The organism is Streptomyces sp. DSM 41931 (assembly GCF_050271085.1).
Taxonomy (GTDB): Bacteria; Actinomycetota; Actinomycetes; order Streptomycetales; family Streptomycetaceae; genus Streptomyces; species Streptomyces albogriseolus.
The window spans coordinates 6,784,037-6,797,857 of the sequence record NZ_CP189902.1 but is presented as its reverse complement, the minus strand read 5'-3'; the positions used below and the strand labels follow the sequence as shown (position 1 = coordinate 6,797,857).

At 74.0% G+C, this 13,821-nt stretch carries 12 protein-coding genes; 5 read left to right on the top strand and 7 right to left on the bottom strand.

Going from position 1 to position 13,821, the window contains the following annotated elements; all coding sequences use genetic code 11:
* The first annotated feature begins 105 nt into the window (after positions 1 to 105).
* The 3 genes from ACP7TJ_RS30960 to ACP7TJ_RS30950 all read left to right on the top strand — a co-directional run bounded on the left by ACP7TJ_RS30960 (position 106) and on the right by ACP7TJ_RS30950 (position 4,660).
* Positions 106 to 1,818 (top strand): SpoIIE family protein phosphatase, encoded by a 1,713-nt coding sequence (locus ACP7TJ_RS30960; RefSeq protein ID WP_189911330.1) that lies wholly within the window; start codon positions 106 to 108, stop codon positions 1,816 to 1,818.
* A 154-nt stretch (positions 1,819 to 1,972) separates the two neighbouring features.
* The gene (locus tag ACP7TJ_RS30955; RefSeq protein ID WP_266403577.1) at positions 1,973 to 3,145 is read left to right on the top strand and encodes a S1 family peptidase; all 1,173 of its coding nucleotides are present in this window, start codon (positions 1,973 to 1,975) and stop codon (positions 3,143 to 3,145) included.
* 192 nt (positions 3,146 to 3,337) lie between these two features.
* A complete protein-coding gene (locus ACP7TJ_RS30950; RefSeq protein ID WP_189911328.1) occupies positions 3,338 to 4,660 on the top strand; it encodes a lipase family protein in 1,323 nt (440 codons plus the stop codon).
* 195 nt (positions 4,661 to 4,855) lie between these two features.
* Here the strand turns inward: ACP7TJ_RS30950 and ACP7TJ_RS30945 are convergent, their stop codons facing one another.
* A complete protein-coding gene (locus ACP7TJ_RS30945) occupies positions 4,856 to 5,404 on the bottom strand; it encodes a snapalysin family zinc-dependent metalloprotease (protein WP_093768744.1) in 549 nt (182 codons plus the stop codon).
* Positions 5,405 to 5,624: 220 nt separating this feature from the next.
* Here ACP7TJ_RS30945 and mgrA point away from each other — a divergent pair, with 220 nt between their 5' ends.
* Together mgrA and ACP7TJ_RS30935 are read left to right on the top strand one after the other, a co-directional pair.
* Complete coding sequence (gene mgrA, locus ACP7TJ_RS30940; RefSeq protein WP_427766932.1) at positions 5,625 to 6,668, top strand: L-glyceraldehyde 3-phosphate reductase; 1,044 nt, start codon at positions 5,625 to 5,627, stop codon at positions 6,666 to 6,668.
* Between the two features lie 95 nt (positions 6,669 to 6,763).
* A complete protein-coding gene (locus ACP7TJ_RS30935) occupies positions 6,764 to 7,246 on the top strand; it encodes an MSMEG_6728 family protein (protein WP_167741576.1) in 483 nt (160 codons plus the stop codon).
* Positions 7,247 to 7,292: 46 nt separating this feature from the next.
* On the opposite strand, the gene ACP7TJ_RS30930 is transcribed toward ACP7TJ_RS30935, so the two are convergent.
* The 6 genes from ACP7TJ_RS30930 to ACP7TJ_RS30905 all read right to left on the bottom strand — a co-directional run bounded on the left by ACP7TJ_RS30930 (position 7,293) and on the right by ACP7TJ_RS30905 (position 13,782).
* On the bottom strand, positions 7,293 to 8,573 hold the full coding sequence (locus tag ACP7TJ_RS30930) for an ABC transporter substrate-binding protein (protein WP_093768741.1): 1,281 nt from the start codon (positions 8,571 to 8,573) through the stop codon (positions 7,293 to 7,295).
* Positions 8,570 to 9,718: a branched-chain amino acid ABC transporter permease gene (locus tag ACP7TJ_RS30925; protein WP_093768740.1), complete on the bottom strand. Its 1,149-nt coding sequence runs from the start codon at positions 9,716 to 9,718 to the stop codon at positions 8,570 to 8,572. The genes ACP7TJ_RS30930 and ACP7TJ_RS30925 overlap by 4 nt, the downstream gene beginning before the upstream one ends.
* Complete coding sequence (locus tag ACP7TJ_RS30920; protein ID WP_367453088.1) at positions 9,711 to 10,607, bottom strand: branched-chain amino acid ABC transporter permease; 897 nt, start codon at positions 10,605 to 10,607, stop codon at positions 9,711 to 9,713. The genes ACP7TJ_RS30925 and ACP7TJ_RS30920 overlap by 8 nt, the downstream gene beginning before the upstream one ends.
* Positions 10,604 to 11,422: an ABC transporter ATP-binding protein gene (locus ACP7TJ_RS30915; RefSeq protein WP_093768738.1), complete on the bottom strand. Its 819-nt coding sequence runs from the start codon at positions 11,420 to 11,422 to the stop codon at positions 10,604 to 10,606. The genes ACP7TJ_RS30920 and ACP7TJ_RS30915 overlap by 4 nt, the downstream gene beginning before the upstream one ends.
* The gene (locus ACP7TJ_RS30910) at positions 11,419 to 12,201 is read right to left on the bottom strand and encodes an ABC transporter ATP-binding protein (RefSeq protein ID WP_427766925.1); all 783 of its coding nucleotides are present in this window, start codon (positions 12,199 to 12,201) and stop codon (positions 11,419 to 11,421) included. Before ACP7TJ_RS30910 ends, ACP7TJ_RS30915 begins: the two co-directional genes overlap by 4 nt.
* A 315-nt stretch (positions 12,202 to 12,516) precedes the next feature.
* Positions 12,517 to 13,782 carry a helix-turn-helix domain-containing protein gene (locus ACP7TJ_RS30905; protein ID WP_427766922.1) on the bottom strand — a complete coding sequence of 422 codons (1,266 nt, stop codon included), beginning with the start codon at positions 13,780 to 13,782 and terminating at the stop codon, positions 12,517 to 12,519.
* Between the last annotated feature and the right edge of the window lie 39 nt (positions 13,783 to 13,821).

The window sequence follows — 13,821 nt, the reverse complement described above, 5'->3', positions numbered from 1 at the left end:
CGTCCGCAAGGGTGACCGGGCGGAGGCGCCGGGCCGGAGCGGAGCACGGGAGGTGCGTCACGTGACGGAGCGGGAACGGGCCGCCCGCCGGACGGGTGGTGCGGCATGACGCGCGACGACCCGCGGGACACGGCGGACGGTGCCGCCCGGCCCGGGCCGGCGTCGCTGACCTCGCTGCTGGCGTCCCTCGACGCCGGCGCGTACGTGGTGGACGCGCAGGGCACGGTCATGGCCGTGAACGCGGAGGCCGAGAAGCTGCTGGGGCGGTCGGCCGGGGACTTCGTCGGCCATGACGCGCACGAGCTGCTGCACCGCAGCCGGTACGGCGCCACCCTGCCGCGCGCCCAGTGCGGGATGCGGCAGGCGTACATGGCGGGCCGGACGGTGCAGTCGGAGGAGGAGTGGTTCGAGCGCGGCGACGGGTCGCTCCTCCAGGTGTCCTGGCTGGTCACCCCGTGCCGCACGGACGACGGGGCGGCCCGCACGCTGGTGCTCTTCCACACGCCGCACGACCCGGAGGAGACGCGCACCCCGGGCGACCGGTTCCGCAGTCCGCTGCCCGAGCTGGAGCGGCTGGCCCTGCTGGCGGAGACCACCACGCAGCTGACCGCCACCCTGGACGTCCAGCAGGCGCTGCGCAGGCTGGTGCGGCTGGTCGTGCCGCTGCTCGCCGACTGGGCGGCCGTCGACCTGGTCACCGAGCGCGGCCGAGTGCGCCGGTCGACCGTGGTCCACGCGGAGGGCGGTGACCTGGTACGGCGCGAGGACCTCGAGGGCTCCCTCTCCCCCGTCCCGGAGGACTCGCCGGTGCCGCTGGCGCGGGCGCTGCGCGGGGTCTCCCCCGCACTGGCCGGGCCCTCCCCGCGGCTGGCGGCGGACTCCCCGCTCGGGGCGGTGCAGGCCCGCCTGTTCGCGGAGTCCGGCATCCACTCGGCGGTCGTCGCGCCGATCCGGGGCGTGCGCGAGGTGCTGGGCGCCCTGACCCTGGGACGCACCGGGCAGCGGGAGGCGTTCACCGCGGACGACCTGCCGCTGCTGGAGGACATCTGCCGCCGGGCCGGCCTGGCGCTGGACAACGCCCGGCTCTACGAGCGGCAGCGCACGGTCGCCGAGACGATGCAGCGCCATCTGCTGCCGCAGCTTCCGCAGGTGCCCGGCCTGGAGATGAGCGCCCGGTACCTGGCCGCCCCGGACGCGTCGCAGGTGGGCGGCGACTGGTACGACGCGTTCGTACTGTCGGACGGGGCGACGGCGCTGGCCGTCGGCGACGTCGTCGGGCACGACCTGGACGCGGCGGCGGGCATGGCGCAGATCCGCAACGTGCTGCGGGCGTACGCCTGGTTCCAGCAGGATCCTCCCAGCGTGATCGTGTCCCGGCTGGACCGGGCGGCCATGCACATCACCGACGTCACCATGGCGACCCTGCTGTTCGCCCGCATGTCCCGTGCGGAGGACGGGCGGTGGTCGCTGTCGTGGACCAACGCGGGGCACCCTCCGCCGCTGCTGGTCACCCGGGACGGCGAGGCGCGGTTCCTCACCGGCGGGCACGGCCTGCTGCTCGGCACCGCCCTGAACCGTCCGCGCCCCGACGGTGAGGCCGAAGTGCCGCCCGGGGCCACGCTGTTGTTCTACACGGACGGTCTGATCGAGGAGCCGAGCCGGTCGCTGGACGAGGGCCTGGAGCTGCTGCGCGGGCACGCGGCCGCGCTGGCGGACCACCCGCCGGGCCGGTTCACCGACCTGGTGCTGGAGCGCACCCGCCCGGCCGGCAACGACGACGACGTCGCCCTCCTCACCGTGCGCGTACCCGTGGAGTAAGGGCCCCGGGACCTGCCGTCGGCCACACGGCCGGAAACTTGGCATAGACCTGCCATGATCAAGTCGCTAGGCTTCGCCCCGACTCGTTCGAGAGCGCTCTCAGACGTGTGTGTTCCACCCCCACCTCTGCTGGAACGACGAAGGGCGACCTTCCATGAGACGACGCACCCGACTCACACAGGCGGCCATGGCCGCCGCCCTGCTGATCGGCGGCTGGGCGGCGGCCGGCACGCTCCCCGCCTCCGCACAGGAGACCCCCGCCTCCGCCGCGGCCGACGCCTCCGCACCCGCCTCCCCCGGACTGCTCGACGCGATGCGGCGCGACCTCGGCCTGACCCGCGCCGAGGCGGAGGAGCGGCTGGCCGCCGAGCGCCGGGCCACCGCGCTGGCGCCCCAGGCACGCAAGACCGCCGGATCCGCCTACGGGGGCGCCTGGTTCGACGCCCGGAGCGGCAGGCTGACGGTCGCCGTCACCCCGGACGCCGACGCCACGACCGTACGCTCCCTGCGGGAGTCCGGCGCCACCGTCCGCACCGTCGAGCACACCGAACGGCTGCTGAACACGGCCAAGTCACGCCTCGACCGGCTCGACGCCCCCGCGGGCGTGGCCAGTTGGTCCGTGGACCCGGCCGCCAACACGGTCGTGGTGAACGTGGTCGAGGACCGGCGGGCCGACAACGATGTCCGCGCCTTCGTGCGGAAGGCGCGCGCGGCCGGTCCGGTGACCGTGCGGACGGTCGCGGACGCGCCGTCCACGTTCGCCGCGGGCACGGTCGGCGGCGACCCGTACTACACGGGCAACGTCCGCTGCTCCATAGGCTTCTCGGTGCACGGGGGCTTCGTCACCGCCGGGCACTGCGGCGGCGCCGGCCAGCAGGTGCGCGGCTGGGACGGCTCGTACATCGGCAACTTCCAGGGCTCCTCGTTCCCGGACAACGACTACGCCTGGGTGAACGTGGGCAGCGGCTGGTGGACCGTGCCGGTGGTGCTCGGCTGGGGCACCGTCTCCGACCAGCTGGTGCGCGGCTCGGCCGAGGCCCCGGTCGGCGCCTCGATCTGCCGCTCGGGCTCGACGACCCACTGGCACTGCGGGCGCGTGCTGGCCAAGAACGAGACCGTGAACTACGCCCAGGGCTCGGTGCACCAGATGACGAAGACCAGCGTGTGCGCCGAGGGCGGTGACTCGGGCGGGTCGTTCATCAGCGGCGACCAGGCGCAGGGCGTCACCTCCGGCGGCTGGGGCAACTGCTCCAGCGGGGGCGAGACCTGGTTCCAGCCGGTCAACGAGATCCTCAACCGCTACGGGCTGACGCTGCACACGGCCTGACAGCTCTCCTTCCGCACCCGAGCGGGCCTCGTCGAACTCCTCGGCGGGGCCCGCTCCTTGTGCTGTCTGGATCCCGCACGTCCTGACGTCCACAAAAGTTACCGGTCCGTAACTTACTGGCGGGTTACCGGCGGTAAGTGAGCGCTGTTAGTTTTCGACTTCATCTTCTGCAGCCGCAGCAAGGAGAGAGCCGTGAGCCGTATCAGCAGCGTGCTGACCACCGTCGTCGCGACGACGGCCTGTGTGTGCGCGTCCGCGTCGCCCGCCGCGGCGACCGACCCCGTCGTGTCGCGGGGTGTCACCATCCCCGCCTTCTACACCCCGCCCGCCGAACTCCCCTCGGGCAACGGCAAGCTGATCCGCCATGAGCCCCTCAGCCTCGGGCTGAGCCTGCCCGGCCTGGACGGCCGCCGGCTGCCGGGCACGGCCACCCGCCTGATGTACACCTCGACCGACTCGAACGGGCAGCCGGTGGCCGTCACCGGCGCCTACATCGAGCCGTCCGCCGACTGGACGGGCGCGGGACCGCGCCCCCTGGTCGTCGTCGGCTCCGGCACCATGGGCCAGGGCGACCAGTGCGCGCCCTCCCTCGCCCTGGAGAACCCGCTGACCCTCACCGGGCAGACCGTGTCGTTCGGCTACGAGACCCTCGCGGTCTACCGGCTGCTCGCCACCGGCGCCGCGGTGGTCGTCACCGACTACGTCGGCCTCGGCGTCACCGACCGGCTGCACACCTACGTCAACCGCGTCGACGAGGGCCACGCCATGCTCGACGCGGCCCGGGCGGCGCGCTCGGTGCCCGGCGCGTCCGTCACCGCCGCCTCCCGGGTGGGGATGTACGGCTACAGCCAGGGCGGCGGGGCCAGCGCCGCGGCGGCCGAGCTCCAGCGCGGCTACGCGCCCGACGTCCCGCTCGTCGGCACCTACAGCGGCGCGCCGCCCGCCGATCTGACGGAGGTGACGAAGGGCATCGACGGCAGCGCGCTGGCCGGTGCGCTCGGCTGGTCCATCAACGGTTTCGCGCAGGCGTCGCCGGCGCTGCGGGACGTCGTCGAGGCGAACCTGAACGACGCCGGGCGCAAGGCGCTGAAGGACATCTCCACCACCTGCGTGGGCGACGCGATCCTGGGCTACGGCTTCACGAGGAGCACCACGTGGACGAAGAACGGGAAGTCCGTCGGCGAGATCATCGCGGGAGAGCCCGCCGCCCAGGCCGTCCTGGACGACCAGCGTCTCGGCCGGCTGAAGCCCACCGGCCCGGTCCGCGTGGTGACGGGGACGCAGGACGACATCGTGCCGCACGCGCAGGCGCGGCAACTGGCCGTGGACTGGTGCAAGAAGGGCGGCGACGTCACCTACAAGGCGGTGAGGCTGCCGAACCTGGGCGACAAGCTGCTCACCAACCACCTGGCGCCGCTGCTGACCGACCAGGGTGACGCGGTGGACTGGCTGGCCGACCGGCTCAAGGGCAAGGCCACGAGCTCCAACTGCTGGACCATGCCCGCGCAGCCGTGAGCAGGCGGCAATAACATGAGCCCCGTCCCGCAGCTGCGGGACGGGGCTCATGAGCGGAGCGCCGGGCAGGCCTTGCACCTGCATTTCCCCGCAGGAAGCGGGGCGTCTTTCCTTAGACGACCAACGCACAGTCGGGCGGCGGAGGTTCGTCCTCGCCGTGACCTGAGAAAACCATAGCGGAGATGGGCTCACCCGTCACATCGGCCCCATGGACAGCCCGGCCGGGGCGCGTTCGAACTTCTCCTCGACCTCCGCCCGCTCGGCCGCGTTCGGCCGGGCGGAGGCGCAGGACGGCCCGGCGCTGGCCCCGGACATCAGTTCGGAGCACGGGCCCGGCTTGCGGTCCGGCAGGCCCAGGACGTGGCCCAGTTCGTGGGCGGCGATCCGGACCGTGGAGTGCCCGTCCGCCACGGCCTCCCGGCCGAAGTACACGGTGCCGCTGCCCAGGCCCCCGGGCACGGTGCGCGGCCAGCCGTCGACCGCGACGACGCGGATGTCCGCGGGTTCGCCGGACGCCGCGGGCCGCAGCTCCACCGCGTCGACGCTGTCGTTCCAGACCGCCGCTCCCCGGTCGACCGCGGATGCGAACTCCCCCGCCCGGCCCGCGTCGTAGGTGAGCACCCGGGTGTCCCCCGGAGGCGCCGCCGTGGCCGCGGGCCTGACGGCCTCGGCCTGTCCGCCCGCCACGGGCCCGGACAGGACGAGCACGGCGGCCACGGCGCCGGTGAGCGTACGGATCCGCATGGTCGACCTCCTGTGGGGGAAACGCGGCGGTCGAAGTGCCGCTCCGGAGCGGCTTCCCGCCGCCCGGCCGGTCAATCACCGGGCCCGGCGATTCAGAAGTCCCGCTGCTCAATCCCATGCGACGTACCGGTTGGACTTCCGGATCACTCGGGGGCACTGTGGGCCCAGGATCAACACCGTCCCACGGGACACGCCGCTCGCACCACCGGAGACCGCACCGATGAACCACCTCGCCGCCCCCGACCGCTACGACGGCACCATGCGCTACCGGCGCACCGGGCGCTCGGGGCTCGACCTGCCCCTGCTGTCACTCGGCTACTGGCACAACTTCGGCGACGACCGGTCCTTCGAGAGCCAGCGGGCCATCGCGCTGCGCGCCTTCGACCTGGGCATCACCCACCACGACCTGGCCAACAACTACGGCCCGCCCTACGGCTCCGCCGAGATCAACTTCGGCCGGCTGATGAGGCAGGACCTGGCCCCGTACCGGGACGAGATGGTGATCTCCACCAAGGCCGGCTGGGACATGTGGCCCGGCCCCTACGGCCAGGGCGGCGGCTCCCGGAAGTACCTGCTGGCCTCCCTGGACCAGTCCCTGAAGCGGATGGGGCTGGAGTACGTGGACATCTTCTACTCGCACCGGCTGGACGCCACCACGCCGCTCGAGGAGACCATGGGCGCCCTGGACACCGCGGTGCGCCAGGGCAAGGCGCTGTACGTCGGCATCTCCTCGTACGACGCCGAGCGCAGCCGTCAGGCCGCGGAGATCCTGCGCGACCTGGGCACCCCGCTGCTGATCCACCAGCCGTCGTACAACATGCTGAACCGCTGGATCGAGACGGACGGGCTGCTGGACGTGGCCGACGAGGAGGGTTTTGGAGTCATCGGGTTCACCGCCCTGGCGCAGGGGCTGCTCACCGGGCGCTACCTCGACGGCGTGCCGCAGGACTCGCGGGCCGCGGCGGGCACCTCGTTCGACGCGGGCTGGCTGACGGACGACATGCTGCGCCGGCTGCGGGCGCTGAACGGCATCGCGGCCCGGCGCGGGCAGTCCCTGGCGCAGATGGCGCTGGCCTGGGCGCTGCGCGACCTCCGGGTGACGTCGCTGGTCATCGGCGCCTCGCGCACCGAGCAGCTGGAGCAGAACGTGGCCGCGCTGGAGAACCTCGACTTCACCGCCGAGGAGCTCGCCGAGATCGACACGTACGCGACGGACGGCGGCGTGGACCTGTGGCGGGACGCCCGCCTCGGCGCGCTCGGCTGACCCCCGTGCCGGGCCGGGCGAGGTGTGCCCCGCCCGGTTCTGGGAACTGAGGTGCTTGCAGACCCGCTCGGCCCCCCAGCTCCCGGACGGCCCCCGTGCAGACCTTCCTCCCCTACCCCGACTTCTGCGGAACCGCGCTGGTCCTCGACCGCAAGCGGCTCGGCAAGCAGCGGGTGGAGGCGCTCCAGGTGCTGCGCGGGCTGATCGTGCCGGGCTACGGCTGGCGCCGTCATCCCGCCGTGCGCATGTGGACGGGGTACGAGGAGGCGCTGGTGCGCTACGGCCTGGAGATCTGCCGGGTCTGGCGCGAGCAGGGCCACCAGGACAGCTGCGCGGCCACCCTGGTCGCCGACCTGGCCACGGTCCGCCCCGGGGCGCCGGTGCGCGACCAGGACGAGCTGGCGCGGGCCGGTGAGCTGCCGCCGTGGCTCGGGGACGAGGCCGTGCACCGCAGTCACCGCTCGGCGCTGGTGCGCAAGGACCCGGACGTGTACCGGGAGCTGTTCCCCGACGAGCCGGACGACCTGCCGTACTTCTGGCCGTCGTCCGACCGGGATCCGGAGGCGGCGGCCGGCTGAGCCCCGGCGCTCCTCGTGCGAGGCGCGCCGGGGCGTCATGCGTGCCTCAGCGGGAGGACAGGTACTCCTCGACGCCGGGGGCGGTGTGCGCGTCCTCGGCGTTCACCACACCGCCGACCGCCTTCGCGTCCGGCTTCAGCACGTACGTCTCGGTGCTCGCGGGACGGTTCATGTCGGAGAAGTCCTGCGGCGTGCCGAGACCGGTGTCGGCGTTGCTCTGCGAGCGGTGCGCCTTGACGACGTCCTCCCTGGTCAGACCGCCCGCCTCGCACGCCTTGGCGAGGTCCTGACCGATGAGTTCCGCGGCGTTGTAGCCGGACAGCACGCCGGAGTCGACGGGCGAGTCCGGGTACTTCTTCTTGTACGACGCCACCATGGTCTTCACCCCGGGCAGCTCGGAGCTGACGGCGGGCGCCGCGCTCACCACGTTCAGCAGGGCCGCGAGCGCGGGCCCGGCCGGCGTCTCCATGAGCTGCGGCGCGAAGCCGGGAGCGCTGCTGACCACCGGGACCTTCAGGCCGCGGGACGCGGCGACGCCGACCAGGGACGCCGTCTGCGCCGGTCCCGCGCTGATCAAGACGGCCTTGACGCCCTCCTTGCGCAGCGCCGACACCTGCGCCGACAGATCGGTGTCGGTGGCCTGGATCTTCTGCCCGGCCACCTTCATCCCGGCCCGCTCCGCCGCCCAGGTGGAGCCCTCCAGGGCGTTGGCGCCGTAGTCGCCCTCGAAGTAGACGTGGCCGATGGTGTCGCCCTTCTTCAGGCCCTTGGTGCGGGTGAGGAAGTCGACGGCGGCGATCATGTCGACGTCGTAGGTGGTGCCGAGCACCTGGACGGCGTCCTTGCCGAGCAGGGAGGCCGCCCAGGCCTGCGGGAAGGTGAGCATCGTGTCCCGCTCGATGTCGTCCAGCAGGGCGGCCACCACCGGCGAGCCGATGACCTGCGGCAGCGCCACCACGTCGGGGGCGATGTCGGCGTAGGCGGTGACGGCCTTCTGCACGTCGTAGCCGTGGTCCTTGACGACGATCTCGACCTTCCGGTCGCAGATGCCGCCCTTGGCGTTGGTCTCGTCGGCCCACATCTGCTGGGCCTGCACGATGCTCTTGCCGAGCGTGGCGTAGGGGCCGGTCAGGTCGGTGAGGGCGCCGAGCCTGATGGTGTCGTCGTCGACGCCGGGTCCGGTGCGGACGCCGTCGGCGGCGTCGCCCTTGCCGTCGCCCTCCGCCTTGGAGCTGCATCCGGTGGACGCGAGCAGCAGGGCGAGGGTGCCGGCGAGGACGGCCCCGGCGGCGCGGGCGCGGGGGCGGCGGGTGTGTCTGGTGGTCACGGGGTGTGCTCCTTGGGTCGTGCGGCCGCGGCCGGCGGCGGGGGCGAGGGAACGGCGGGGTCCGGGGCGGAGGTCGGGGTGGTGCGGCGGCGCCGCAGGCGGTCGCGGGCCCGGCGGGCCAGGCCGTGCAGCCCGTCGGGGGCGTACAGCAGGACGAGGACGATGGCGGCGCCGTAGAGGTAGCGGGCGGCCTCGGTGGGGCCGACGGCGCCCTCGGCGGAGCCGGGTGCGGCGACCAGCGGGAGCTGGTCGGCGTACCGGGTCATCAGCAGCGGCAGCGCGGTGACGAAGACGGCGCCGGCGGTGGCTCCGGCGACCGAGCCGAGACCGCCGACGACGATCATGGCGAGGTAGTCGACGGACAGCACAAGACCGAAGTAGTCGGGCACCACCCGGCGGAAGGCGAGCGCCAGCAGCACCCCGGCGAGGCCCGCGTACATCGACGACACCACGAACGCGGCGGAGCGGTGCCGGGCCACGTCGACGCCCATCACGGCGGCGGCCGTCTCGCTGTCGCGGAGGGCGGCCAGCGCCCGGCCGGGGCGGGAGCGCAGCAGGCCGCGGGCGGTGAACCAGGTGAGCGCGAACAGGGCGAGGCCCAGGAACCACAGCCGTTCCTCCGCGCCGAACGGCACGCCCAGCACGGTGAGTTCGGGGTCGCTCGCGGTGAAGGTGAAGCCGCCGAGGGAGAGCGGGGGCACGGAGCGGCCGTTGAAGCCCCCGGTGACCGACTCGGCGGTGAGCAGGACGTGGTGGCCGAGGAAGACCAGGGCGAGGGTGGCGATGCCCAGGTAGATGCCCTTGACCCGGCCGGCGACGGGACTGAACAGCCCGCCGGCGAGCCCCGCCATCAGCACCGCGAGGGGCACGGCGACGACGGTCGGCAGCCCAGGACCCGGGTCGCCGGCCAGCCAGGTGTAGCCGTACGCGCCGACGGCAAGGAAGAAGGCGTGGCCGAGGGAGAGTTGTCCCGCGGTGCCGCTGAGCAGGGCCAGGCCGACGGCGCCGATGGCCGCCGCCATGGAGAACAGGCCGATGCGCAGCCAGAAGGCGTCCAGGTAGAACGGCGGCAGGCACAGCAGCACGGCGACCGTGAGCAGGGTGGCGCGGCGGCGGGTGAGGAGCGCGGTGATCCGGTCAGACACGGGCCGCTCCCTTCGCGCCGAACAGCCCGTTGGGCCGTACCAGGAGCACCAGCAGCATCACGGCGTACGGGGCGACGTCGCCGAACCCCTCGCCGAGCACGTGCAGTTCGGACTGGTAGCCGACGACGAGCGCCTCGGTCAGCCCGATGACGAGACTGCCCGCGAGGGCGCCCGTCGGGGACGCCAGCCCGCCGAGGATGGCGGCGGGGAAGGCGTTGAGCGCGATCTGGCCGGTGGTGCGCTCAAGACCGGGGGCGGGGAACGCGGCGAGGAACACGGCGGCCAGCGCGGCGAGCGCGCCCGCCAGGCACCAGGCCCCCGCCCGCACCCGGCCGAGCCGTACGCCCATCAGCGCGGCGGCTTCCATGTCCTCCGCCGCCGCACGCAGCGACAGGCCCCAGGAGGTGAACCGGAACAGGGCGAAGACTCCGCCGATGACGACGGCCGACACGACGATGGCGGCGAGCCGGCTGTCCGCGACGGTCACCGGGCCGAGTTCGGTCACCGCGTCGCCCCACGGGTCGCCGAGCGTCAGCAGGTCGCCGCCGATGCGCCGGGCCAGCTCGGTGAGCAGCACGATGTCGATGCCGATGGTGACGATGGTCTGCACATGCGCGGAGTGGGCGTCGTGGCCGCCGCGCTGGAGCAGGAACCGGTCCAGCGCCCCGGCCAGGGCGGCCGTCACGATCACCGCGAGGGCGAGCGCCCCGGCGAAGCCCAGGTCGTCGTGGAGGACGGCGACCAGGTAGCCGCCGAGCAGCAGCAGGGAGCCGTGGGCGAAGTTGAGCACGCCCGAGGCCTTGAAGATGACGACGAAGCCGAGGGCGACCAGCGCGTACACCGCGCCGAGGGCCAGACCGCCCAGCAGGCTGTCCAGGAGATCCGTCATGCCGCGTCCTCCCCGGTCGCGTCGGTGCCGAGGTAGGCGCGCAGGACCTCCGGGTCCCGGCGGACCTCGTCGGGGGCGCCGTGCGCGATGGGTCGGCCGAAGTCCAGCACGGTGACCTCGTCGGCGAGACGCATCACCAGACCCATGTCGTGCTCCACGAGGACCACGGACAGGCCGAGTTCGGCCCGTAGTCCGGCCACCACCTCGGCGGTGCGGGCGCGTTCGGCGGCGTTCATGCCGGCCACGGGTTCGTCGAGCAGCAGCACACGGGGCTCCAGGCAGAGGGCGCGGGCGAGTTCGACGCGCTTGCGGTCGCCGTAGGACAGCAGGCCGACGGGCGTGTCGAAGTGGGCGCCGAGGCCGGTGAGTCCGGCGATCTCCCGGGCGCGGGCGAGGTGCTCGCGCTGTTCACGCCGGGCGCCCGGCAGTCGCAGGGCGCTCGCGGTGAACCCGGCGCGGGTGAGGGCGTGCCGGCCGAGCATCAGGTTGTCGGCGACGGTGCCCTGGGTGGTGACGATGTTCTGGAAGGTGCGGGCCACGCCGAGCGCGGCGATACGGTGCGGGGCGAGCCGGGTCAGCTCCGTTCCGCCGAGGGTGACGGTGCCGGAGGCGGGGCGGCACAGTCCGGACAGCACGTTGAAGCAGGTGGACTTGCCCGCGCCGTTGGGGCCGATGAGCGCGTGCACCGAACCCGGGGCGACGGTGAAGGACACCCCGTCGAGCGCGGTGAGCCCGGCGAAGCGCACGGTGACGTCGCGGACGGCGAGCTCGGGCGGGGCGGTGGTGGTGCGGTCGTTGGTGGTGCGGTCGTTCACGCGGCCCCCTGGTCCTGCGCCGACTCGCCCAGGTACAGGCGGCGTACGGCGTCGGTACGGGCGAGTTCTCCGGCGGGGCCGGACAGGCGGGTCTCGCCGACCTCGAGGACGTGGGCGTGGCTCGCGAGGGAGAGCGCCATGCCGGCGTTCTGCTCGACCAGGAGCACGGCGGTGCCCTGTGCGTTGATCTCGCGGATCACCTCGGCGATGCGGTGCACCATCTGCGGGGCGAGACCGAGGGAGGGCTCGTCGAGGAGCAGCAGGCGGGGCGCGGCCATCAGGGCGCGGCCGATGGCGAGCATCTGCTGCTCGCCGCCGGACAGCAGCCCGGCCTGCTGGTGGGTGCGTTCGGCGAGCCGCGGGAAGAGCGTGAAGACGCGGTCGCGGGCCTCCTGGACCTGGGCGCGTCCGCGCCGCCCGAGGCCGAGCCCGCCGGAGCGGAGGTTCTCGTCGACGGACAGCCCGGCGAACACCCGCCGTCCCTCGGGTACTTGGACGACGCCGGCGCGGACCGCGGCGACCGGGTCCCTGCCGTCGAGCACCGTGTCGCCGTAGCGGATGCTCCCGGCCGTGACCGCGCCGCGGTGCAGGCGGAGGGTGCCGGAGACGGCGCGCAGCAGCGTGGTCTTGCCGGCGCCGTTCGCGCCGAGCAGGGCGACGACCGCGGCGGGGGGCACGGTGAGGGACACGGAGCGGAGGGCGGACAGCGCGCGGCCGTAGGTCACGTCGACGTCCTCGACGTGCAGGGCGGGCGCGCCGTCCGGTGGTGCTTCGGGCATCACGACTCCTCGGGGTCGTCGCGCGGGGCGGCGACGGCTTCGGGGGAAGGGGTGCTTACGACAGCACGGGGGTGCGGAGGGGGTACAGCGGTGTGGCGCCGCACGCTGCGGTGTACCAACGGGGGTGGGGGCGGGTTGTGCGGGTGCCCATGCGGGCGGCCCGTCGTCCGGCGCCAGGGGCGGGGGGTTCGCGTCGTGTCGCGGCTGCGGGCCGGTGGGGGTCGGTCGCGCAGTTCCCCGCGCCCCTTCGGGCGCGTCCAGGTGCGGGCCGGTGGGGGTCGGTCGCGCAGTTCCCCGCGCCCCTTCGGGGTGCCGCTACGGCCGGGGGTCAAGGAGGTTGCGGGCCGTGAGGGCCAGGGCGGTTTCGACCAGGTCGGTGGGGCGGGAGAGGCTGCGGCCGGTGAGTTGTTCGTAGCGGCGGAGGCGGTTGAGGACGGTGTTGCGGTGGCAGTACAGGCGACGGGCTGCCCGTTGGGCGGAGCCGTCACAGGCCAGCCAGGTGGCGAGGGTGTCGAGGAGAACCTCGGCGTCGGCGGGTTCCAGGCCGGCCAGCGGGCCGAGGAGCCGGTCGGCCAGCGCCGCGGCAAGGTCGGGGTTCGACGCGACCAGCGCCGCCGGCAGGTGCTCGGTCAGCCGGACCGTGCCGCCCGCCCCGGGGCACAGCCGCAGCGCCGTGTCCGCCAGCCGTCGTGCCTCCCCCACGGCCGCCAGTCCGTCGACCGCGCTGCTGACGCCCACCCGTACGCCGGGCGGCTGCTCGTCCGGGACGATGGCCGCCGCGTCGCCCTCGACGAGCACGATGCCGTGGTCGGCGTCCACACCGGTGTGCCAGTGCACGCGCACACCCGGGGCGACGGCTGCCTGGGCGCCCGTACAACCCGCGGACCGCGTCCCCTCGACCGCGACGACGACGTACCGGCCGTGCTCGGGCAGGTCCAGCGCCTCGGCCGCCTCGGGCAGGTCGGCGATCCGGCTGGTGCCGTCCAGCAGGGCCGCGGCGAGCAGTCGCACCCTGTTCTCCCTCCGCCACGCCAGCTGCCGCTCGGTCTGCCGGTAGGCGTCCGCGACGATCGTGCTGTGCTCGTCGACGAAGTCCCACACGTCGGAGGCGACATGCACCAGCAGCCGTACGTCCTCCGGCGCCGCCCGGGACGTCTCGTCGACCAGGCCCTGCCACACCAGCGAGCCGCCCAGCCGGAAGGCGTGCAGCACCGCGTCCAGCGGCAGGCCCTGTTCGGCACGGGTGGCGCCGATCTTCCACGAGCAGCGGCGGGCCCCGTCACGGGCGCCCCGCGGGTCCAGCAGCGAGGAGATGCTGTGCCGCAGCGAGCGGTGCACCTCCTGCCAGGTGGCGACGGCGTCGCCCTCGACGGCGGTGCGGTAGGCGGGCTCCTGCTCCTGGAGCACCGCGACCAGCCGGTCGGTGAGCTGCGGCAGGTCGTCCAGCAGGACGCGGGCGGCCCGGTGCAGCACGCGCAGCGCGTCGGCGTCGATCAGCGACCGCACGCGTGGCGTCCGCGACCGGGGTGCGGGCACGGGTCCGGGACGCAGCAGGGTACGTGGCCGTACGGCTTGAGGCATCGCGCATTCCCCCCAGGGTCGGGCTTCCCGGCGGTGCCC